17 protein-coding genes and 2 tRNA genes are annotated in these 21,192 nt (G+C 70.6%); 9 read left to right on the top strand and 10 right to left on the bottom strand.

Annotated elements, in window-relative coordinates:
* The first annotated feature begins 91 nt into the window (after nt 1-91).
* The 3 genes from AC0Z9V_RS03695 to AC0Z9V_RS03705 all read left to right on the top strand — a co-directional run bounded on the left by AC0Z9V_RS03695 (nt 92) and on the right by AC0Z9V_RS03705 (nt 2,101).
* The gene (locus tag AC0Z9V_RS03695; protein WP_133080752.1) at nt 92-811 is read left to right on the top strand and encodes an IclR family transcriptional regulator; all 720 of its coding nucleotides are present in this window, start codon (nt 92-94) and stop codon (nt 809-811) included.
* 1 nt (nt 812) lies between these two features.
* On the top strand, nt 813-1,382 hold the full coding sequence (locus tag AC0Z9V_RS03700; protein WP_485140736.1) for a DUF1697 domain-containing protein: 570 nt from the start codon (nt 813-815) through the stop codon (nt 1,380-1,382).
* Nucleotides 1,383-1,453: 71 nt separating this feature from the next.
* Nucleotides 1,454-2,101 (top strand): MBL fold metallo-hydrolase, encoded by a 648-nt coding sequence (locus AC0Z9V_RS03705; protein WP_485140737.1) that lies wholly within the window; start codon nt 1,454-1,456, stop codon nt 2,099-2,101.
* A gap of 106 nt (nt 2,102-2,207) precedes the next feature.
* On the opposite strand, the gene AC0Z9V_RS03710 is transcribed toward AC0Z9V_RS03705, so the two are convergent.
* The 8 genes from AC0Z9V_RS03710 to AC0Z9V_RS03745 form a co-directional block, all read right to left on the bottom strand.
* A complete protein-coding gene (locus AC0Z9V_RS03710; protein ID WP_485140738.1) occupies nt 2,208-4,070 on the bottom strand; it encodes a GTPase in 1,863 nt (620 codons plus the stop codon).
* On the bottom strand, nt 4,067-5,869 hold the full coding sequence (locus AC0Z9V_RS03715; RefSeq protein WP_485140739.1) for a dynamin family protein: 1,803 nt from the start codon (nt 5,867-5,869) through the stop codon (nt 4,067-4,069). Before AC0Z9V_RS03715 ends, AC0Z9V_RS03710 begins: the two co-directional genes overlap by 4 nt.
* Before the next feature lie 103 nt (nt 5,870-5,972).
* A tRNA-Glu gene (locus tag AC0Z9V_RS03720) sits at nt 5,973-6,045 on the bottom strand.
* Nucleotides 6,046-6,112: 67 nt separating this feature from the next.
* Nucleotides 6,113-6,184, bottom strand: a tRNA-Gln gene (locus tag AC0Z9V_RS03725).
* 69 nt (nt 6,185-6,253) lie between these two features.
* Entirely contained in the window at nt 6,254-7,084 is an 831-nt protein-coding gene (locus AC0Z9V_RS03730; RefSeq protein WP_485140740.1) for an HAD family hydrolase, read from the bottom strand.
* 3 nt (nt 7,085-7,087) lie between these two features.
* Nucleotides 7,088-8,596, bottom strand: coding sequence for a glutamate--tRNA ligase (gene gltX, locus AC0Z9V_RS03735; RefSeq protein WP_485140741.1), 1,509 nt, complete (start codon nt 8,594-8,596; stop codon nt 7,088-7,090).
* Nucleotides 8,597-8,713: 117 nt separating this feature from the next.
* Nucleotides 8,714-9,487: a fumarylacetoacetate hydrolase family protein gene (locus AC0Z9V_RS03740; RefSeq protein ID WP_133080757.1), complete on the bottom strand. Its 774-nt coding sequence runs from the start codon at nt 9,485-9,487 to the stop codon at nt 8,714-8,716.
* Between the two features lie 219 nt (nt 9,488-9,706).
* Nucleotides 9,707-9,847 carry a hypothetical protein gene (locus AC0Z9V_RS03745; RefSeq protein ID WP_459268681.1) on the bottom strand — a complete coding sequence of 47 codons (141 nt, stop codon included), beginning with the start codon at nt 9,845-9,847 and terminating at the stop codon, nt 9,707-9,709.
* 209 nt (nt 9,848-10,056) lie between these two features.
* Here AC0Z9V_RS03745 and AC0Z9V_RS03750 point away from each other — a divergent pair, with 209 nt between their 5' ends.
* Both AC0Z9V_RS03750 and AC0Z9V_RS03755 read left to right on the top strand, forming a co-directional pair.
* Entirely contained in the window at nt 10,057-11,097 is a 1,041-nt protein-coding gene (locus tag AC0Z9V_RS03750) for a tetratricopeptide repeat protein (RefSeq protein WP_459268680.1), read from the top strand.
* 435 nt (nt 11,098-11,532) lie between these two features.
* Complete coding sequence (locus tag AC0Z9V_RS03755) at nt 11,533-13,107, top strand: putative bifunctional diguanylate cyclase/phosphodiesterase (protein ID WP_133080759.1); 1,575 nt, start codon at nt 11,533-11,535, stop codon at nt 13,105-13,107.
* 121 nt (nt 13,108-13,228) lie between these two features.
* On the opposite strand, the gene AC0Z9V_RS03760 is transcribed toward AC0Z9V_RS03755, so the two are convergent.
* Together AC0Z9V_RS03760 and AC0Z9V_RS03765 are read right to left on the bottom strand one after the other, a co-directional pair.
* On the bottom strand, nt 13,229-14,335 hold the full coding sequence (locus AC0Z9V_RS03760; RefSeq protein WP_208741415.1) for a branched-chain amino acid aminotransferase: 1,107 nt from the start codon (nt 14,333-14,335) through the stop codon (nt 13,229-13,231).
* A 97-nt stretch (nt 14,336-14,432) separates the two neighbouring features.
* Nucleotides 14,433-15,485: a 3-isopropylmalate dehydrogenase gene (locus AC0Z9V_RS03765; RefSeq protein WP_133080761.1), complete on the bottom strand. Its 1,053-nt coding sequence runs from the start codon at nt 15,483-15,485 to the stop codon at nt 14,433-14,435.
* Between the two features lie 110 nt (nt 15,486-15,595).
* Here AC0Z9V_RS03765 and AC0Z9V_RS03770 point away from each other — a divergent pair, with 110 nt between their 5' ends.
* From AC0Z9V_RS03770 to AC0Z9V_RS03785, 4 genes are all read left to right on the top strand, one after another.
* A complete protein-coding gene (locus AC0Z9V_RS03770; protein ID WP_485140742.1) occupies nt 15,596-16,801 on the top strand; it encodes a sensor histidine kinase in 1,206 nt (401 codons plus the stop codon).
* 172 nt (nt 16,802-16,973) lie between these two features.
* Complete coding sequence (locus AC0Z9V_RS03775; protein WP_485141275.1) at nt 16,974-17,627, top strand: LuxR C-terminal-related transcriptional regulator; 654 nt, start codon at nt 16,974-16,976, stop codon at nt 17,625-17,627.
* A gap of 161 nt (nt 17,628-17,788) precedes the next feature.
* Nucleotides 17,789-18,574 carry an ABC transporter ATP-binding protein gene (locus AC0Z9V_RS03780; RefSeq protein ID WP_485140743.1) on the top strand — a complete coding sequence of 262 codons (786 nt, stop codon included), beginning with the start codon at nt 17,789-17,791 and terminating at the stop codon, nt 18,572-18,574.
* Between the two features lies 1 nt (nt 18,575).
* Nucleotides 18,576-21,134, top strand: a complete 2,559-nt coding sequence (locus AC0Z9V_RS03785; protein WP_485140744.1) for an ABC transporter permease — start codon at nt 18,576-18,578, stop codon at nt 21,132-21,134.
* The last annotated feature ends 58 nt before the right edge of the window (nt 21,135-21,192 follow it).

The following is a 21,192-nucleotide window of genomic DNA, read 5'->3' on the forward strand; positions in this document are numbered from 1 at the left end:
GACCCTTGGTGCATCAACTCAACCAGCCACGCGTCGGCGAGTGCCAGTCCGACGGCTTGCGTCTCAGATTATGAGACGGCAATATCATCCTATGGACAATTCTAGCGGCGTCGGAGTCATCGACAAGGCCGCCCTCGTGCTCGACGCCCTCGAGGCCGGACCCACCACCCTCGCGCAACTGGTCGCTTCGACGGGCCTCGCCCGACCGACCGTGCACCGGCTCGCCCTCGCCCTCGCCCATCACCGCCTCGTGGGCCGTGACATCCAGGGTCGCTTCGTGCTCGGCAGCCGGCTCGTGGAACTGGCCTCCGCTGCGGGCGAGGACCGGCTCATCGCGGCAGCAGGGCCCGTCCTCCTGAGCCTGCGCGACGCCACCGGCGAGAGCGCCCAGCTCTTCCGGCGGCAGGGCGACTGGCGCGTCTGCGTCGCGTCCGCGGAGCGCCCCGTGGGCCTGCGCGACACCATCCCGGTGGGCACCCAGCTGTCCATGAAGGCCGGCTCGGCGGCGCAGTGCCTCCTGGCGTGGGAGGACCACGACCGGCTGCTCAAGGGACTGCAGAACGCACGCTTCACCCCGACGGTCCTCGCCGGCGTCCGCCGGCGGGGCTGGGCGCAGAGCCTCGGGGAGCGTGAGGCGGGCGTGGCATCGGTGTCGGCACCGGTCCGCGGCCCGTCCGGGCGCGTCATCGCCGCGGTCTCGATCTCCGGGCCCATGGAACGCCTCACGCGGCAGCCCGGACGGATCCACGCGGAAGTCGTCTCCGACGCCGCGCGCCAGCTGACCCTCGCGGTCGCGAAGGCGGCGGACTGACATGGCAGAACCCGCTGCGGGGTTCCGGTACGCCGTCTTCCTCCGCGGGGTGAACGTCGGAGGGGTCACCCTGAGAATGGCCGACGTCCGCGACGAACTCACCGGTCTTCCCGTCACGGAGGTGGCCACGGTGCTGGCCAGCGGCAATGTGACCTGTTCCTCCTCCCTGGCGCCCGCCGATCTCAAGGAGCGCGTCGAGGAGGCGCTGCGTCGCCGTTTCGGCTACGAGGCCTGGGTGGTCGTCGTCGAGCGCGCCGGCCTGGTGGACATCGCCGCCGCGGTCCCCGAGCCGCCGGGACCGCCGGGACCGCCGGGACCGCCGGGAGGAGTCCACACCTACGTGACCTTCTTCACCGGTCGCGCCGAACGGGACGGGTTCCTCGGTGACGCCGCGGCGCTGGCCGCTCAGCCCACGGTGCTCCCGGGCGGCACGGCGATCAGCTGGTTCTCCCCCAAGGGTCAGTCGACGGAGGTGCCCGTGGCGAAGCTCCTCACCCGCGCCCGGTATGCGTCGACGTCCACGACGCGGAACATCAACACCGTGGACAAGGTGCTGCGCCTCCTCGCCTGAGCACGGGAGTGCCGGGCACGGGACTGCGTTGATAGTGTTCGTGCAGCCCCAGGACCAGCCGAAGGATACCCATGCGCCTCATCGCCCAGGATTGCTACCAGCTCGAACACCAGAAGGGTTCGCACGGGTTCGTCGTGGCGGGAGCCGGTCGCGCGGCGGTCATCGACCCGGGGATGTCCTCCGGGTTCGACGGCATCGTCGCCGAACTGCGCGCCGGAGAGTCGACGACCGGGCCGATCACGGACATCGTCCTCACCCACTACGACGCCGACCACGCGCAGGTCGCGCAGCGGTTGCAGGAGACGCTCGGGGCCACGGTATGGATCGGCGCCGCCGATGCCGACATCCTTCGCGGCAGGGTCGAGCCGAGGACGGTCTTCCGGAAGGTCCTGAAGAAGGTGGCGCGCGTCCCCTTCCCCGAGGGTGCCCAAGAGCTGGACGGGTCGGGCGAGATCTTCTCCGGACTCGAGTACTTCCCGACGCCGGGGCACACGCCCGGCCACTACGCGTACCAGTGGCGTGGGGTGCTCTTCACCGGCGACGCCGCGAAGGTGTCGGCGGACGGCACCGTCAGCGACTTCTACGCGATCGTCATCAATGACAAGCCTGTGGCCGCACGCACCGTCCAGCTGCTCGCCGAGCGCATCCGCACGGGCTCCGTCGACTGGATCTGCTCGGGCCACAACGCGGTGGCACGGACGAGCGCGCTGACGCCATGACCCGCCTCGACGGCCGGCCCCCTACCCGGCGTGGCACCGCCTGCTGCACGAGGGCCTGACGGCCGGATTCGGCCACCGCAGTAGGACGGACCGGGCCGGACAGCCGCTAGGTCCGCCGGAGTACCCCGAGGACCGCTGCCCGGAAGTCGTTGCAGCGCCCCACCTCGCCCTCCACGGGCCGCATCACAATGTCCCGGGCAGCGCGGGAGCACGATGCCAGGAGTCGCCGGCGCACCCGTGTCGCGCGCCGGGCGGCTCCCCACCGCGCGAGCAGCGCGGCGAGTATCCCCAGCAGGATGCCGGCCGCGCCGCCTGCCAGGATCAGGAGCGTGGGAACCGGGAACCCCTCGACGCGGGGCACGTCGACAGCGGGCAGCTGCAGGAACCCGAGGACGGCGAGGACGCCGAGCCACACCAGTCCGGCGACGAGCGCCGCGAAGGCGACCCACTGCAGGACACCGAAGACCCCCCACCACCAGCGTCGATCCGTCTCGAGGTCCGTGCCGGTGACGGCGGCATCGAGGGCATCCGTGAGCTCCCCCGCCGTCCCGCGGGCCGCGTCCCTGATCGAGGTGTGCCAGGGCTCGGGTGCGCCCTGCGCCGATGCATCGCCGAACACCCGCAGTGCGTGGTCCACGCGTGCGCGCTGGGCAGGCTGCCCGAGCGGTAGCGACGACCGGCGCACCTCGGGGACGACATCCTGGCTCCGGAGGTTGAGGCGTCGCAGGGGGTCGGGACGGAGCCTCGCCAGCCAGCGCGTCACGGGCCAGCCCGCGGCGGCGTGCGCGTCCCGGCGATAGGCGGCCCGCACCGCGTCGACGACCACCGGGACACCGGCGGCGACACCGAGTTCGTCCGACAGCGCGGACTCCGCGTCCGCTGCGGGCAGCGGCACCGGTTCCTCCGCGACGAAGGGCAGGAGCTCGGTGGCCGCTCCCGCGGCGTCGGCGGACAGCCGTCTCGTGGCGGCGGCGCGGCTCTCGGCATGGGCCCTGATCGCCGCGGCGAGCGCGTCGAGGCCCGTTCCCGTGCGTGCGGACACCGGCAGGACGGCCACGCCGGGGAGCCCCTCCCCCGCGAGGATCCCGGCCAGCGATGACGTGACGGCGTCGAGGTCCGCCGGCTCCAACCGGTCCGCCTGGTTGAGCGCGACCAGGGTCACGGCCTCGTGGGACGCCAGTCCACGGAGGAAACCGTGATGGAGCGCCGCATCGGCGTACTTCTGGGGATCGACGACCCACAGCAGGACGTCCACCTGCCGGGCGAGCCGTTCCACGACGTCGCGATGCGCCGCGGCGGTGGAGTCGAAATCCGGGAGGTCCAGCAGGATCAAACCTGCGGCGTCAGCTGCCGCCCCTGGCGCCGCGGATCCGGAGGGATCGTCCCGTCGGGACGGCACCGCGCCCCTGCGCCGCCGGCCGAAGATCCTGCGCAGGACTCCGCGGGACTCCTTCGCCGGTCCCCGTCCCGTGTCGCCCGCGCCTCGCGCACCGTCCGGTTCCTCCCGCAGGAGGGCGGACGGCGTGGACGCTCCGGCGTCCGGGGTACCGCCGTCGTGTCCCGGCAGGTCGAGTCCCCGGAGGAGCGGCGCCCCGGCCGGCAGTTCCACGCGCTGGCCGACGCCCAGCCAGTCGAGCAACTCGCCGCTTCCCGCGCTCTCCCAGACCAGGGCGAGCGGTTCAGACGTCGTCGGCCGCCGCACTGCCACCCGTGCAGCGTCCGTCCCGCTCAGGGCGTTCACGAGGGAGGACTTCCCGCTGCCGGTGGGCCCGAAGACGCCGACGACCGTGTGGTTCCCGGACAGCGATCGCCGGGAGCCGGCGCGGTCGAGTGTGGCGTGCAGCCTCTCCAGCCGTTCCGGCGGCAACCGGTCCACACCGAGGTCGTGGGCCGTCCCCAACCGGCCGAGGGCGTCCGTGAGCGATGACGCGAGCGGTGTCTGGACCGCCGCGTCCCCCGGTCGGCTCATGCGTCGTCCTCGATAGTCGTCGGCTGCTGCCCGCCCGGCAGTGCTGTCCGCAGCTGCCGGGCCAGTACCCGCAGCGTCTCCGCCGGCGTCTGGTGTGCCAGCGGGTCGAGGCAGCGGTCGAAACTGATGCGTTCCTGGCGGAACAGTCCTTCGACGCGCTGCGACAGGTTCCTGCGTGCCGTGACGGTCAGGCGCCGCACGGCGTCGTCACCGAAGACTGCTTCGAGGAGCTTCTGTCCGGCGATCGCCGATGCGCCCGCGATGCCCAGCTCGCCTCCCGTGAGTCCGCCGGTGGACGCGAACACCACCACCATCAGGGCCACGGCGATCCCGTTGACGCCGAAGGACAGCATGCGTGCCGTGAACCGCTTGTCCGCTCCTTCGGCCTGGACGAGCTGCAGCAGGTCCTGCTGCCATGCCCGGATCTCGCGGGCCACCGCGGTGGAGAAGTCCTCGGCACGCCAGGAGGGCACGCCGGCGAGCAGCGCGGTCCCGGCCTGCTCCGCCCGCCAGCGTCGCCTCGCCACCTCGTCGGCCCGGGCCGCCTGCTCCACGATGACCGTCTGCAGGCCGCTCCCGATGGCTTCGGCCACGGTCGCCGCAGGAGCCGGCCTTCCCGTGAAGAAGGCACTGACGCGATCACGCGCGCGTCCGATCCTCGACTCGAGCCCTCGCATGAATTCGCCCGTGCCGACGAAATCCTGCCAGCGGGCGAGGACCTCGCCGCGCAGCAGCCTGCCGTCCTCGGTCGCCGCGAGGACGTCCGCCAACGCGTCACGGTACGCACCGTCCACCGCCGCGCGTAGTACATCCCCGGCGGCCTGTTCCTGCGCGGCTGCAGCGGCGATCGAGTCGATGCGCCCGGCCAGCGCGCGCATCGCACCGCCCACCGTCCGCCGTGCGATGTCCCGCCTCCCCTCCGCGTCGGCGGCCAGGGCCTGGAGCCAGCGGGTGATGGGCTCGACGGCGCCGGCGGGCAGCATCTTCGCCGGGGCCACGAGGGGCGTCTCCGGGACCACGAAGATGGGTGCGTGCCCGAGGTTCTCGGCGGACAGGAGTGTCAGCAGGTCGCTCCTGACCTCCTCCTCCACCCCGGGCGGGACGCGGTCCAGGACGATCGCCACCAGGACGTCGCGCCTGCCCGCCTCGGCCAGCAGTTTCCAGGGCACGGCGTCCGCGTAGCGGTTGGCGGTGGTGACGAAGAGCCAGAGGTCCGCAGCTGCCAGGAGTTGTCCGGCGAGCCTGCGGTTCTCGTCGGCGATGGAATCGACGTCCGGGGCATCGAGCAGGGCGAGCCCTACCGGCAGGGACCGCGTGGGGCGCAGCAATAGCGTGTTCGCGTCGGCTGCCTGCCCGATGCGTGCAGGCAGGGTCGAGGGCCCGTCCGGATCCTGGTCGGCACCGTCGTCGTCCGCGATCCGCACGCGGCTCAGGGTCGGCAGCACGCGTGTGTCGTCGAACCACGCGCCGTCCTCGGGATGGTGGAGCAGGAGGGGCTGGCGCGTGGTGGGCCGCACGGCACCCGTCACCGAGACGGGCCGCCCGACGAGGGCGTTCACCAGGGTGGACTTCCCAGCACCGGTGGATCCCCCGACGACGGCGATGAGCGGCGCGTCGAGGCTGGCGAGGCGCGGGAGGATGTAGTCGTTCAGTTGGGCCCGGGCTGCGGTGGCCGCTTCGCGTGCCTCCACGGAACCGGGCAGGGCGAGGGGGAACACGAGGCCCTCGAGCGCGGCGCGCACCTCCCGCAGCAGCGGTGACAGCCCGCGGGGCTCGCCGGCGGTGATCGGTGCACTCATGGCTCCATCATGCCAGCCGCCCGGAGACGCACCCCACCAACGAAGAAGTCCCGGACATCGTGTTGATGTCCGGGACTTCCCGTCGTGTCCTTGCGGACCGTTGTGACCCCAGCGGGATTCGAACCCGCGTTACCGCCGTGAGAGGGCAGCGTACTAGGCCGCTATACGATGGGGCCAGTACTTTTCATCCTACTACTGTTTTTCTACTGCTTGTGCCATCCCGTCCGCGAGGACCGGAGTGCGCTGGGGTACCAGGACTCGAACCTAGAATGTTGGTACCAGAAACCAGTGTGTTGCCAATTACACCATACCCCAATGGCACTTCCCGAAGCCCCGATGGTGCTGGGTTTCGATCGCGTAACCGCTCCGCGCCGAGATATAACTTTACCGGACAGAGGGCAGGAACTGCAAAACGGCCGCCAGCCCGGTGATCCGCGGCACCTCCAGGGCGTCCTCCGCCGAGCCCCGGCCCGGTACCGGGACTCCCCCGGACGACCCGTCCGCCGCGGCGCCCGCCCCGGAATCGGTCCCGGATTCCCGCCCCGTCCCGGCGCGGTCCAGCCAGACCCCCACCAGTCCGGCCGACCGTGCACCCACGGCATCGACCAGCCGGTTGTCGCCGACGTAGAGGGTGCGGGCCGGCGTCGTGCCGATCCGTCGTGCGCCCTCGAGGTAGATGCCGGGCTCGGGCTTGGCCACGCCGACGGTGTCGATGCCCACGAGCACCTCGACGCGGGACAGCCCCGCCCGGTCCAGCTTCGCCCGCTGGTAGTCGTGGACGTTGTTGCTCACCGCTCCGTAGGGGATCCCGCGCGCGTCGAGCTCGTCGAGCAGCGGCCCGACGTCGTCGTACGCCCGGAAATGCAGCGGCAGGGTGCGCTCGTACTCATGGACCCACTCGTCCGCCACCCGGCCGAGGAAGGGTTCCGGGGTGAATGCGGAGCGTGCGTGGCGCACGCGGTGGACGCGCTGCTCCTCGAACGTCAGTTCCCCCGCGAGGAAGCGGTCGTAGTGCCTGTGCGGGTCGCCGGTGTACAGGGCCTTGTAGCGCGCCCAGTCGTCATCGGTGAGGTGGCTGAGCGCAGGATCGGGAATCGCCTGGAGCGTCCGCCCCATAGCCTGTTCGAGGTCCACGAGGGTGTCATCGATGTCGAAGAGCACGCCGTCGACCCCGGGGCCGATGCCCCCCGCCGCCTCGGCTGCCGGATCGGGCACGGGTCAGTCCACCGTGGCGCGCAGCGCACGCACGCGCGCGACCGAGGACTCGCGGCCGAGGATCACCATCGACTCGAAGAGCGGCGGGGAGATCCTGCGTCCGGAGATCGCCGTGCGGACCGGTCCGAACGCGAGCCTCGGCTTGAGTCCGAGCGTGTCGACCAGGGCACCCCGGAGCGCGGCCTGCAGCGCTTCGGCGTCCCAGGATTCGCAGCCCTCGAGGGCCTCCAGCGTGACGTCGAGCACCTCGCCGAGGTTGTCCGGCAGGCCCTTGCGGGCGTCGTCGGCGACGTCCACGGCGTCGTCGGCCTTGAACAGGAAGGCCAGCATCTCGGGAGCCTCGCCGAGGAGCGTGATGCGCTCCTGGATGAGCGGGGCGGCCTCGGCGATGATGCGCAGCTCCTCCTCGGAGGGCTCGGCGGCGATCAGCCCGGCGGAGGCGAGGTAGGGCAGGAGCCGGGAGCGGAACTCGGCGGGATCGAGGAGCCGCACGTGCGTCCCGTTGATCGCCTCTGCCTTCTTGAGGTCGAAGCGCGCGGGGTTGGCGAGCACGTCGCGCACGTCGAACTTCTCGACGAGCTGCTCCACGGAGAAGATGTCCTCGTCGGCCGACAGGCTCCAGCCCAGCAGCGACAGGTAGTTGAGCAGCCCCTCGCGGATGAAGCCGCGCTCACGGTGCAGGAAGAGGTTGGACTCGGGATCCCGCTTGGACAGCTTCTTGTTGCCCTGGCCCATGACATAGGGCAGGTGTCCGAACAGCGGCATGTAGCGGGCCACGCCGATGTCGATCAGTGCACGGTAGAGCGCGACCTGGCGCGGCGTCGAGGACAGCAGGTCCTCTCCGCGCAGGACATGCGTGATGCCCATCAGCGCGTCGTCCACCGGGTTCACGAGCGTGTAGAGCGGCGCCCCGTTGGCACGCACGACGGCGAAGTCGGGCACGCTGCCGGCGCGGAACGTGATGTCGCCTCGGACGAGGTCGGTGAAGGTGATGTCCTCGTCCGGCATGCGCAGGCGGAGGACGGCGGGCCGCCCGGCGGACCGGAATGCGTCCTTCTGCTCGTCGGTCAGGTCACGATCGTGGTTGTCGTAGCCGAGCTTGACGTCACGGCCGGCTGCGCGGTGGCGCTCCTCCACCTCCTCCGGCGTGGAGAAGGACTCGTAGAGGTGCCCCGCGGCGACGAGCCGTTCGATGACGTCCTGGTACAGCTCGCCGCGCTGCGACTGGCGGTAGGGGGCATGCGGTCCGCCGACCTCCACGCCTTCGTCCCAGTCGATGCCCAGCCACCTCATGGCCTCGAGGAGCTGCTGGTAGCTCTCCTCGCTGTCCCGAGCGGCGTCGGTGTCCTCGATGCGGAAGACGAGCTTGCCACCGGTGTGGCGCGCGTAGGCCCAGTTGAAGAGGGCGGTCCGGATCAGCCCGACGTGGGGCGTACCCGTCGGCGACGGGCAGAATCGGACGCGGACGGACGTGGCATCGGTGACGGTGGGGATCTCTGCGGCAGTAGTCATGATGATCCCAGTCTAGGTGGGTCCATCAGGCGCCGCGCGAGCCGCGGGTCCGTCGTCGGGCCTGACAGTGAGGGGCCGACGACGGACCAGGAGGCGCGGAGCGGTCAGGCGGAACCGTCAGCGGCGGGCCGGATTGGAGAGGCGGCCGATGCCCTCGATCTCGACGTCGTACCGCTGGCCGTCCGTGATCAGACCGACGCCGGCAGGCGTCCCGGTCAGGATGACGTCTCCGGGAAGGAGGGTGAACGCCTGCGAGACGTAGGCGACGAGTTCCCGCGCGCCCCAGATCATGTCGCTCGTGGAGCCGTCCTGGCGGAGTTCGCCGTCGAGCGATCCGCGGACGGTGAGGTTCTCGGGGTCGAGGTCGGTCTCGATCCACGGACCGATCGGGCAGGACGTGTCGAAGCCCTTCGCCCGTGCCCACTGGTCGTCCGTCTTCTGCACGTCACGCGCCGTCAGGTCGTTGGCGCACGTGTACCCGAAGACGACGTCGTCGACCCGCTCGAGCGGGACGTCCTTGCAGATCCTGCCGATCACGACGGCCAGTTCCGCCTCGTACGAGATCTGGTCGGAGAAGGACGGGAGCATGACCGGGTCGCCGGGACCGATGACCGACGTGTTGGGCTTGAGGAACATCAGCGGTGCGGCAGGCGTCTCACTGCCCATCTCCTGGATGTGGTCCGCATAGTTCCTGCCGATTCCCACCACCTTGCTGCGGGGGATCACGGGGGCCAGGAGCCGGACGTCCTCCAGCGCATGGCGGACGCCGGTCAGCTGGACGCCGGCGTAGAAGGGGTCGCCCTGGATGACGGCCACCTCCTCGCTTCCCGCCGCACCTTCCACGACGCCGAACAGTGGGTCATCATTTACGACAAAGCGTGCAATTCGCATGCGGCCAAGCCTAGCGTGAGGCACCGGCGCCCGGCGCGGCGCCTGCCGCTGCCATCATCGGCACACGAGCGGGGCCGAGGACGCCCGGCGGAACGCTTAAAAGGAGATACCGCGGGCACTCCCTCCCCAGCGTCGAGGGTGCCCGCGGTATCAGTACTGCATTTCAAGCCCTACTGGTGCTGTCCGCCTAACGGATGGCGGTGTACAGCCGAGAGTGGATCAGAACGGCCAGTTGCCGACGCGATCGGGCGAGGTGACAGTGGTGCCGGTGCCGGACTTGGCGGGGGCGGCGTTGGCCGCTGCTGCACCGCCGGTGACGAGGAGGCTTGCGAGGAGCAGTGCGGAGGTGAGGCGCTTCATAACGGTGGTCCTTTGGCTTGATCAACAGTGGTGGTGGAGAACCGCTTCACTACCACAAGCGGCTCGATAATTATCGTAAGCCACTCCAGTCACTTTAGTAACATTTTCCGACTACTTTTTTTGAAGTATTTTCCAGCGGATGGTTCTTGGACCTCGTGCACCGAATAATGGGATGAGCAGCCCGACCACACGGAAAGCCGAAGGTACGCATGTCATTCAGGGAAGCTCCCGGCCAGCGACTGCTGCTCGAGCTCCAAGCGCGCGATGCCTGGAACCAACGCGACTACGTTGGAGCCCAGCACCTGGCCGAGGAACTCGCTACCACCGCGGAGCAGGATGGCGAGGAGGAGGCCTGGTGGAACGCGAAGTTCCTCGTTTCTGAATGCCTCCGCAAGCTCGGCTTCATGGCGGAGTCGCTGGAGGTCGCTGACGTCCTCTCGAGCCATGCGCTGACGCGCTCGTCGAATGCTCTGAGCGCTCGCGTCGCCACCCTGGTGGCTTTCGCGCTGCAGGGCAGCGGTGAATTGACGAGAGCCGTCGACGCGGCCCAACGAGCCGTGGACGCCGCCAGTTGCGCGCCGGACCACTCGAGCATCGAGATCGAAGCACGGAACGCCCTGATCGCTGCTCTTGCCGAGAGTGGTCAGCTCGAGGAGGCCTGGGAGCAGTGTGTCCTGCTCGCGGAACTGCTCAGCCGCGAGCCGGACAGCAAGTATGCCGGGCAGTCGTACTGGGCGATCGGCAATGTGGCCTTCCTTCTGAAGCGGATCACGGATGGCGTGAGCTATCACCAGCTCGCGGCGAAGAGCCTCTCCCCCACGAATGACCTGGACCTCTGGGCTCGGTTCAACCGGGCTTCAGCCTCGCTCCGACTGACAGCCGGCGTGATCGAGCCGGAGACACTGGAATGCATCGAGCGGGCGGAACTTGCCAGCTCGATCGTCGGGGGGACGGAACGGGACCGATTGGAACTGGGCCTGACGAGGGCGCAGTGGCTCGTGCTGACCGGACAATTCGAGACAGCGATCGAACAGCTCGACGGCATCATCGGGCGGAAACAGCTGCTCGCGACGCACACGGCCGCCGAGGCGCACTTCCTCCTGGGCCAGGCCCTGTCGGGGCAGGGCCTCAGCAGTGACGCGGTGGACAGCCTCGAGGCCAGCGAAGAGCTCTTCCTCCAGTCGGGAGCCGACGACAGGGCATCGGCAGTCCGGGCACTGATCCGGGACATCGGAGCGTCCCGGCCCTGAACCTGCTCCCGGTGCGATGTCAAGGAGTTCCTGACCCCGCCTCGGGACGTGCCCCCGACACTTCTGCCGTAGACTCGTCCGCAGGCCCCGGTCGGGCTGGGCGTTTCCCCCATTACTCCCACCCCGACCGGGGTTTCCTGCTGCCGGGGGACGAGTGGCCGGTGCTCGATGGATCGGCGTCCACCGCACGGCCGGGAAGTGTCGATGCACAGTGCTAACCTTTCCCCGTCACGTCGCGCCTCGGCACTGCGCTCCAGGTACACGCGACACAGGACACGCCGCCCATCCGGCCGGCGTGGACCACGTGATTCGACGGCGACGATTCGGGGGTATCGACATGGCTGGTTGTCGCCGTCCCCGCGCCCTGCGCCCGCTTCCGCCCCGCCGGGCTCCGCTCACGGGGAAGCTCCGCCTCCGGACTGTACGCTGGGACAAATGAGCGCTGACCACAAGGACCCCCGGCTGGCCATGCTGGTCGAGAGCATCGTCCGCCTGTCCCGTGGAGAACTCAGCAGCCGCATCGAGCCGTCGAGCGCACGGGACGAGGTCGACGCCGTCATCACCGGCGTGAACCTGCTCGCTGAGGAACTCGAACAGGTCTACGAGCAGTTCGAGAAGCGCGTCGAGAGCCGCACGGCGATGCTCCGCCAGGCGCACCTCGACATGATGAAGATGGCGATGTCCGACGCCCTGACCGGGCTCGCCAACCGTGTGGCACTCATGGACGGCATCGAGGAGGCGCTCACCCAGGCCGCCAACGGCGCCCCGCCACCGGCCCTCCTCCTCCTCGACCTCGACAGCTTCAAGAACGTCAACGACCGGTTCGGTCATGACGCGGGCGATCGCGTCCTCCAGGAAGTGGCCAACCGCCTCAACAGCGTGGTGCGCGAGACCGACCTCGTGGCACGGCTCGGCGGGGACGAGTTCGCGATCCTGCTGCCGGCCGCGACCATGGACATCGCCATGCAGGTCGCCCGGAGGGCCCTGGAGGTCCTCGGCGAGCAGATCCGCCTCGACTCCCTCTACGTCCACTCCCGCGCGAGTATCGGCGTCCGGCTCGGCACCGCCGACCAGACGGCCGAGGAACTGCTGCTGGACGCGGACACCGCCATGTATGCCGCGAAGCGCGAAGGCCGCAGCATCATCAAGGTCTTCGAACCCGTCATGCTGTACTCCCGGCAACTCCGCAGCCAGATGGCGACGGAACTGCGCGGCGCCATCAGCTCGGACGAACTCGTGCTGCACTACCAGCCCGTCGTCGAACTGGCGACCAACAGGATCCTCGGCGTCGAGGTCCTCGTGCGATGGCAGCACCCCCTGCGCGGACTCATCCCGCCGGACACGTTCATCCCCCTGGCCGAGGAGATCGGGGTCATCCACGACCTCGACCGATGGGTGATGTCCGCCTCGCTGCGGCAGCTCGCCCAGTGGCGCAGGGACTTCGTCCTCGACGACGACTTCCAGCTGCGCGTCAACCTCTCGGCCGTCGAACTGAAACAGCTCGACCTCGTGGACCACATCCGGACCCTGCTGCGCGAGCTCGACCTGCCCGCCCGCAACCTGGTCGTCGAGATCACGGAGACGGCGATCGTGACGCGGGGCGAGGTGGAGATGTACTCCCTGCTGAGCCTGCAGCAGCTCGGTGTCGGCATCGAGATCGATGACTTCGGTACCGGCTACTCCTCCATCAGCTACCTCCGGGAACTCCCCGTGAGCATGGTGAAGGTGGACCGCTCGCTCCTCGTCGAACTGAACACCCGGGCGGGGCAGCTGGAGTTCGTCGCGGCGATCCTCCAGCTCATCCGGGCCGCCGGACTCGAAGCGGTCTTCGAGGGCATCGAGACACGGGAGCAGGCGGACCAGCTGAGGGCACTGGGCTGCGCGAGCGGCCAGGGCTACTACTTCAGCCGCCCGATGCCTGCGGAGGAGACGGGCGCGCTCCTGTCCACCACGCGCTACCTGCGGGTCGGCGAAGGGGTCGACGGCCCGGAGACCGCGCCGTCGCGCTGATCCCTGCGCACGGACGGGGACGGAACCGGACCGCGTTCCCCCGCGACGGTCGTACCGCGACGTACGGGAACGGCGCCCGCCCACCCCTTCCGGGTGGAACGGACGCCGCCCGCGGTGGCTCCTAGACCAGGCGCGTGAGCCAGCCGTGCGTGTCCTCGACGGTCCCGGTCTGGATGCCCAGCAACTGGCTGCGGATCGACATGGTCACCTCTCCGGCGGGCGTGCCGGCGGCACCGATGAATTCGTCGCCGTCGCGCAGCTGTCCGATCGGCGTGATCACGGCCGCCGTACCGCAGGCGAAGACCTCCGTGATGTCGCCGCCGGCGACGCCGTCACGCCACTCGTCGAGCGTGATCTTGCGTTCGCTGACGGTGAGCCCCCGGTCGCGTCCGAGCTGGATGATCGAGGACCGGGTGATGCCCTCCAGGATGGTGCCGGACAGGGCAGGAGTGACGAGCGAACCGTCCCGGAAGACGAAGAAGACGTTCATGCCGCCGAGCTCCTCGACGGCGTTGTCGTTGAACTGGTCGAGGAACAGCACCTGCTTGCAGCCGTGCGCCTCGGCTTCGAGCTGGGCGGCGAGCGACGAGGCGTAGTTGCCGCCGGCCTTCGCTGCGCCGGTTCCGCCGCGCCCGGCCCGGGCGTAGTTGCGCGACACCCAGATGTCCACCGGCTTCACCTCGCCGCCGAAGTAGTTGCCCGCAGGTGATGCGATGACCCGGTAGGACACCTCGCGGGCGGGCCGGACCCCGAGGAACGCCTCGGTGGCGATCATGAACGGCCGGAGGTAGAGGCTCTCGCCGTCCCCGGAAGGGATCCAGTCGGCGTCCACCGAGACGAGCTGGCGTAGGGACTCGAGGAACAGCTCCTCGGGCAGCTGGGGCAGTGCCAGGCGGGCTGCGGAGCGGTTGAGGCGGGCGGCATTCGCATCGGCGCGGAACGTCCACACCGAACCGTCGGCATGCCGGTAGGCCTTCATCCCCTCGAAGATCTCCTGGCCGTAGTGCAGGACGGCGGCCGCCGGATCGAGCGCGATCGGACCGTAGGGCTCGAGTCGTGCATCGTGCCAGCCGCCGACGCCGGACTCGTCCACGCGGAAGTCGACGACGGCCGTGTGGTCGGTGAAGAAATTGCCGAAGCCCGGATTCGCCAGCACCGCCTCGCGCTCCTCGGCCGACGCCCGCTGCGTCGACAGGTGCTGGGCGAACTGGGTATCGGTGGCTGTCATGGTTCCTCCGCGCTGGAACGGACTGCACGTGCGGCGTGGCCGCCGTCGCCCGTCGGTGGTCAGTGCTCCGGCACTGGGTTAATGATGTGTAACCACCTTAGGACACGGCAGCGGCAATAGCATCGCCGACGGCCGACGTGCTGCGGGCCCCGGAACGGGCGGCGATGTCCTGCTCCACGGCCTGCTCGATCCGCTCCGCGGGAGCGTCGTGGCCGAGATGCCGGAGCAGGAGGGCCGCGGACAGGATCGCGGCCGTGGGATCGGCCACCTGTCGGCCGGCGATGTCCGGGGCCGATCCGTGGACGGGCTCGAACATGGACGGCGCGGTGCGGTCCATGTTGAGGTTCGCGGACGCGGCGAGGCCGATCCCTCCCGACACGGCGGCGGCGAGGTCGGTGACGATGTCACCGAACAGGTTGTCGGTGACGATGACGTCGAAGCGCGAAGGATCCGTGACGAGGAAGATCATCGCCGCGTCCACGTGCAGGTAGTCGTGGCTCACGTCGGGGAAGTCGGCGGCGACCGCCTCGACGGTGCGCTTCCAGAGGTGGCCCGCGTAGACGAGCACGTTGTGCTTGTGCACGAGCGTGAGCTTCTTCCGGCGTCCCGAGGCCCGCACGAAGGCATCCCGGACCACGCGCTCCACACCGTGGGCGGTGTTGAGGGAGACCTCGGTGGCCACCTCGTGCGGTGTTCCGCCCCGCAGCGTTCCGCCGTTGCCCGTATAGGGACCTTCCGTGCCCTCACGGACGACGACGAAATCGATGGTGCCGGGGGCGGCGAGCGGGCTGGGGACGCCCGGGTACAGCCTCGAGGGGCGCAGGTTCACGAAGTGGTCGAGCGAGAAGCGGAGCTTCAGCAGGAATTCCCGTTCGATCAGGCCCGAGGGGATGCGGGTGTCGCCCGGGGCGGCACCTACCGCCCCGAAGAGGATGGCGTCATGGCTCCGCAGTCGCTCGAGGGTGGCATCCGGCAGGGTCTCCCCCGTGGCGAGCCAGTGCTCGGCGCCGAGCTCGTACTCGGTCAGCGCGACATCGACGGCGTTCCCGACGGCCGCCAGCAGGACCTTCACCGCTTCGGCGGTCACTTCGGGTCCGATCCCGTCTCCGGGGATGACGGCGAGGTCGATGTGGTGCGCGGCATCAGTCATGCTCCCAGCGTAGGAAAGCGCCAGAACCCGCGACAATCCGTCCGCAGGGTGAGACGGCTCCACCCGTGGTCGGATGTACGACGGCGGGGCCCCACCTAGAGTTGGTCCCCATGGACATCCACCTGCGGCTGGCACGCTGGGTCCGAGCGCACCCCGGGACGATCGATGCATGGCTCGCGCTGGGGATCTTCGTCTTCCTCGTCCTGCCGTTCGCGCCGAGCGGCGTGGGGGGCATGAGCCCGACCGTCGTCGTGTCCGTGGCCCTGGTGCTCCCCCTCGCATGGCGCCGTTCGCGCGTGGTGCTCTCTGCCTCGGTCATCGCGGGCGTCTCCGTACTGCAGCTCGTCACCGGCATCGAACCGGTCCCCGCCCAGTTCGTCATCCTCGTCACGATCTACACCCTGGCGGCCTTCGGCCCGCGGTGGGCGAGCCTCGGGGGCCTCGGCCTCGCCATCGCCGGGGCCGCGATCGGCCTCGTCCGGTACGGCGACCTGCTGGGTGTGAGCGGAAGCGATTCCGTGCTGACGACGGTGCCCCTGTTTCTCATCCTGCTGTTCTTCGTGGAGTCCCTCGCGCTCCTCGCCTGGACGATGGGCGACCTCGCCCGGTCCCGGCGGCTCACGTACCGTGCGCTCGAGGACCGGAACCGGCGGCTCGAGGTCGAGCGGCAGCAGGAGCGCGACCTCGCCGCGGCCGACGAGCGCAGCCACATCGCCCGGGAGATGCACGACATCGTGGCGCACTCCCTGTCGGTGATCATCACGCAGGCCGACGGCGCACGGTATGCGAGCGCGCACGCGCCCGAAATCGCCGTCCGGACGCTCGGTACCATCGCCGACACCGGGCGGGATTCGCTGCGCGAGATGCGGCGGCTGCTCGGCGTCCTCCGCGGTGACGAGAGTGCGTCCACCCGGCCGCTCCCCACGCTCGACGACATCGATTCCCTCATCCAGTCGGTCCGCAGATCCGGTGTGCGGATCGACTGCCGCCGCATCGGCACGCCGCGCAGGCCCCTGCCGCTCGGAGCCGAGCTCACGGCGTACCGGGTGGTGCAGGAATCGCTCACGAACGTGCTCAAGCACGCGGGATCGGCCACGTCCACGGAGGTGTCGCTCGAGTACGGCCCGCGCGGACTGACCATCACGGTGGACGACGACGGGCGCGGGGCCGCTCCGGATCCTGCCACGGCGGGGGCGGGCCAGGGCATCATCGGCATGACCGAACGGGTCCGGCTCTACGACGGCACGGTCTCGGCCGCGCCGCGCACCGGGGGCGGCTACCGCGTGGAGGCATTCATCCCGTACACCCAGGCCTAGGCTGGGGAGACCGCCCAGCAGCCCACCCAGGACAGCACAGGAGAGCGACACCACCGTGGACAGCACCGCCAGCAGCACCGCCCCGTCCGGCATCCCGTCGGCCGTCGACGCCCCGTCTCCGATCCGCATCGCCATCGTGGACGACCAGCACCTGGTGCGGAGCGGCTTCGCCATGCTGATCAATTCGCAGCCCGACCTCGAGGTGGTGGCCGAGGCCGCGAACGGGGAGGAGGCGGTGAGTGCCCTGGCGATCACGCAAGCCGACGTCGTCCTGATGGATGTGCGCATGCCGGGCATGGACGGCATCGAGGCCACGCGCCGTATCCTCGCAGAGCACCTCCGCCGTCCACCCGCCGCGTCCACCCCGTCCGGCGGCGGGGACGCAGGCCCGCGCATCGTGGTCCTGACGACCTTCGACCTCGACGAGTACGCCCTGTCCGCGATCCACGCCGGGGCGAGCGGCTTCCTGCTCAAGGACGCCCCGCCCGAGGAACTGCTCGAGGCGGTCCGGACCGTACACCGGGGGGACGCCGTCATCGCCCCGTCCACCACGCGCCGGCTGCTCGACCACGTGGCGCCGCTCCTGCGCCTGCCCTCGGCCACGCAGGACGCGCATGCGGCAGCGGTGGCGCGGCTGACGACCCGCGAGCGCGAAGTGTTCGAACTCATCGCCCAGGGGCTCTCGAACCCGGAGATCGCCCTGAAGCTGTTCCTCTCCGAGGCCACGGTGAAGACGCACGTGGGCCACATCCTCGCCAAGCTCGAGGCGCGGGACCGCGTCCAGGCCGTCGTCATGGCCTACGAGACGGGCATCGTCCGCCCCTGACACCGCCCCGGACGGCAGGGTGCCTCCGGTACAGCCGGCGATACCGTCGGCACGGTCATAGGTCCCGGCCCGTCCTGCTCATCCCCCGGTATGAGGAGCTGCGCCACAACCCCGGACCTGGCGCCGATCCGCAGGGCCCGGAGCGTCCATAGCGTGGAGGCATGACTACTTCCTTGCATCCCGCCGGCTCGACGGCGATCCCCGGGGACGGCTCCCCCGCTCCGACAGCCGCCGTCTCCGCCAGGGGCGTCTCCAAGCGCTACGGCCGCGGCGAGACCGCCGTCCACGCACTCCGCGACGTCTCGGTCGACTTCGACCGGGGACGCTTCACGGCGATCATGGGTCCGTCCGGCTCCGGCAAGTCGACCCTCATGCACTGCCTCGCCGGCCTCGACAGCATCGATGCAGGACGGCTCTGGATCGGCGGGACCGACATCACCGGGCTGCCCGACACCGCGCTCACCCGACTGCGCCGTGAGCGCGTCGGCTTCGTGTTCCAGGCCTTCAACCTCGTGCCGACCCTGACCGCGGAACAGAACATCACCCTGCCGGTGGCCCTCGCCGGTGGCAGCGTGGACACCGCGTGGCTGCAGCAGATCTCGTCCTCCCTCGGACTGGCGGACCGGCTGTCCCATCGCCCCCACGAGCTCTCCGGCGGACAGCAGCAGAGGGTCGCCGTCGCCCGCGCCCTCCTGACGAGGCCCGACGTGATCTTCGGCGACGAGCCGACGGGCAATCTCGATTCGACGACGGGCGCGGAGGTCCTGTCCCTCCTGCGGCGGAGCTGCCGCGAGATGGGCCAGAGCATCATCATGGTCACCCACGACCCGGTCGCGGCCTCCTACGCCGACCGCGTGGTCCTCCTCGAGGACGGCGCGCTCGTCGGCGAACTCGAGCAGTCCACCCCCGAGGCCATCCTCGGTGCACTCGCGAAGCTGGGGGCATAACGTGCTGCAGGTAGCCCTGGCGCAGGTCCGCGTCCACGCACGGCGCTTTCTCGCCGTCGGCCTCGCCGTGATGCTCGGCGTGGCCTTCCTCGCCGCGACCCTCATGGTCGGTGCCACCACGAGGGCGAGCCTCGGCGAGAGCATCGGCGCCTCCTATGCCAAGGCTGACCTCGTGGTGTCCGGGCAGGAGGGCCCGGAGGTGCCCGCCGGGATCGTCGGGGAGCTCGCGTCCGTCCCCGGGGTGGACGTCGTCCACGGGCTCGAGCGCGCCTACACCCGGGTCACCACCGGGTCTGCCACCGCGCTCGCCGTCCTGACCGCGACGGCACCGGACCGGCTCGAGACCACGAGGGTGACGAAGGGCTCCTACCCTTCGGGACCGGGTGACGTGGCACTGGACGAGGCCTCGGCAGTGCGTCTGGGCGTCGTCCCCGGCGACACGCTCGCCGTCGACTCCGGAGCCGCGCCCACCTCCCCGGGCCATGCGCTCACCGTCACGGGACTCACCGCACCGAGTGCGGATCCCATGCTCGCCGGGGCTGCGCAGGTCCTCGCGCCTTCCTCCGTGGTGCGCGAGCTCAAGGAGGGTGAGGCGACCTACCGCTCCGTCCAGCTCGCGCTGTCGCCCGACGCCGATCCGGGGGCGGTCGCCTCGGCCGTCACCGCTTCCCTCGCCGCGTCATCGACCGACGGGGCCTCGGAGCTGGTGGTGCGGACCGCAGCCGAACAGACCCTCACGGATGTCGCGGCGCTCTCGGACGGCGGAGACTCGCTGACGGGGATCCTCCTCGCCTTCGCCGCCGTGGCCGTCCTCGTCGCCGGACTCGTCATCTCGAACACGTTCTCGGTGCTGGTGGCACAGCGGACGCGTGAACTGGCCCTGTTGCGCTGCATCGGCGCCGAGCGGCGTCAGGTCCGGGCATCGGTGCTGACCGAGGGCGCCCTCGTGGGCCTGGTCTCGTCGGTGCTCGGCGTCCTGCTCGCCGTCGGCGTCATGGCCGTCCTCGTGGGGCTCGCCCGCCGGACGGGCTTCGGGTCCTTCGCCGTCCTGGCCGTTCCGCCGTCGGCCGCGGTGATCGGCGTCTGCGTCGGGGTCCTGATGACGCTGCTCGCGGCGGTCGTGCCCGCGCGGGCCGCGACACGCGTCGCGCCCCTGGCCGCGCTCCGTCCGTCGGACCCACCGACCACCGGGAGCACGAGCGGCCGCGTCCGCGTCCTCACGGGCGTGGTGGCCGTGTGTGGCGGGGCGGCGCTCCTCCTCCTCGGCGCCGTGTCGGTCGCGATCCTGCCGGCCGTGGCAGGCGGCGCCGTGTCCTTCCTCGGCATCATCCTCCTCGCCCCGTTCTTCGTCCCCGTGAGCGTGGCCGCCGTCGGCAGGTCGGCCCGCCCGCTCGGGGTCGCCGGCACCCTCGCATCCGTGAACGCCGTCCGCAATCCGGCGCGGACCACCGCGTCGTCGGCGGCGCTGATGGTCGGCGTGACCCTCGTGACCATGATGATGGTCGGTGCGCAGACCGCCCGGACGTCGTTCGACCGCGAGCTGGACGGGAACTACGCCGTGGACCTCGAGGTCTCGGGGCTCGGCACTGCGGCCGCGGTGCCCGGTACGCGCGTGGACGCGTCCACTCTACTGCAGGTGGACGGCGTCCGGACGGCCGTCGAACTGACCCCCGCGCTGCTCACGAGCGCCGAGGACGGCGGGTCCCTGGTGTATGCCGCCGATCCGGCGGCGATCGCCGACGTGCTGAGGGCCCAGGGCGTCGCACTGACGGACGGGATGGTCCTTGCGCCCCAGGACTGGATCCAGAGCGACGTGACCGTGGAGGGCGCGAACGGTCCTGCCACCCTTCCCGTCACCCCCACCGACTCCACGTTCTTCCTCCCGCTGGTCACCACCGCCACCGCGGAGGCGCTCGGCGGCACCCCGGACGGCGCCCTGTCCACCTACCTGGGGACCGATGGGACAACGGACCCGGCGGAGGTGCAGGGGTCGCTGTCCACCTACGTCGGCCCGACCTTCTGGCTCGGGCTCGACGACGCGCGGGACGCCGCGACGGTAGCGGACATCCAGTCGCGGATCGTGGCGGCCACCGGGGTCTCCGAGTACCAGGTCACCGGAGCAGCCGCCGAGCGGGCGGCCTACAACCAGATCATCGACGTGCTGCTGCTGATCGTGACGGCCCTGCTCGCCGTCGCCGTCCTGATCGCACTGATCGGGGTCGCCAACACGCTGTCCCTGTCCGTGCTGGAGCGGCGCCGGGAGAACTCCCTCCTCCGCGCCCTCGGCCTCACTCGGGCCCAGCTGCGCGGGATGCTGGCGGTCGAGGCGGTGCTCGTCGCGGGGGTCGCGGCGCTCCTGGGCACCGTCCTCGGCGTCCTGTACGGCTGGCTCGGGGCGCAGTCGGCGCTGGGCGGGATCGCGGCGGTCAGCCCGTCGGTGCCGGTCGGCCAGATCGCAGCGGTCCTCGCCGTGGCGGTCGCCGCGGGGCTGCTGGCCTCCGTGCTCCCCGCCCGCCGGGCAGCACGGCTCTCGCCCGTCGCCGGACTCGCGCTGGACTGACCCCGCACGGCGTCCTCGGTTCCCGCTGCGACCGGCATATATTAGGGAGATCGGAGCA

This window comes from Arthrobacter sp. UYP4, from assembly GCF_057291175.1.

Coding starts and splice junctions, on each gene's coding strand:
- AC0Z9V_RS03780 (WP_485140743.1), top strand. CDS start 17,789: ATGACTACTTCCTTGCATCCCGCCGGCTCGACGGCGATCCCCGGGGAC.
- AC0Z9V_RS03750 (WP_459268680.1), top strand. CDS start 10,057: ATGTCATTCAGGGAAGCTCCCGGCCAGCGACTGCTGCTCGAGCTCCAA.
- AC0Z9V_RS03765 (WP_133080761.1), bottom strand. CDS start 15,485: ATGACTGATGCCGCGCACCACATCGACCTCGCCGTCATCCCCGGAGAC.
- AC0Z9V_RS03700 (WP_485140736.1), top strand. CDS start 813: ATGGCAGAACCCGCTGCGGGGTTCCGGTACGCCGTCTTCCTCCGCGGG.
- AC0Z9V_RS03695 (WP_133080752.1), top strand. CDS start 92: ATGGACAATTCTAGCGGCGTCGGAGTCATCGACAAGGCCGCCCTCGTG.
- gltX (WP_485140741.1), bottom strand. CDS start 8,596: ATGACTACTGCCGCAGAGATCCCCACCGTCACCGATGCCACGTCCGTC.
- AC0Z9V_RS03760 (WP_208741415.1), bottom strand. CDS start 14,335: ATGACAGCCACCGATACCCAGTTCGCCCAGCACCTGTCGACGCAGCGG.
- AC0Z9V_RS03745 (WP_459268681.1), bottom strand. CDS start 9,847: ATGAAGCGCCTCACCTCCGCACTGCTCCTCGCAAGCCTCCTCGTCACC.
- AC0Z9V_RS03770 (WP_485140742.1), top strand. CDS start 15,596: ATGGACATCCACCTGCGGCTGGCACGCTGGGTCCGAGCGCACCCCGGG.
- AC0Z9V_RS03775 (WP_485141275.1), top strand. CDS start 16,974: ATGCTGATCAATTCGCAGCCCGACCTCGAGGTGGTGGCCGAGGCCGCG.
- AC0Z9V_RS03705 (WP_485140737.1), top strand. CDS start 1,454: ATGCGCCTCATCGCCCAGGATTGCTACCAGCTCGAACACCAGAAGGGT.
- AC0Z9V_RS03710 (WP_485140738.1), bottom strand. CDS start 4,070: ATGAGCCGACCGGGGGACGCGGCGGTCCAGACACCGCTCGCGTCATCG.
- AC0Z9V_RS03740 (WP_133080757.1), bottom strand. CDS start 9,487: ATGCGAATTGCACGCTTTGTCGTAAATGATGACCCACTGTTCGGCGTC.
- AC0Z9V_RS03715 (WP_485140739.1), bottom strand. CDS start 5,869: ATGAGTGCACCGATCACCGCCGGCGAGCCCCGCGGGCTGTCACCGCTG.
- AC0Z9V_RS03755 (WP_133080759.1), top strand. CDS start 11,533: ATGAGCGCTGACCACAAGGACCCCCGGCTGGCCATGCTGGTCGAGAGC.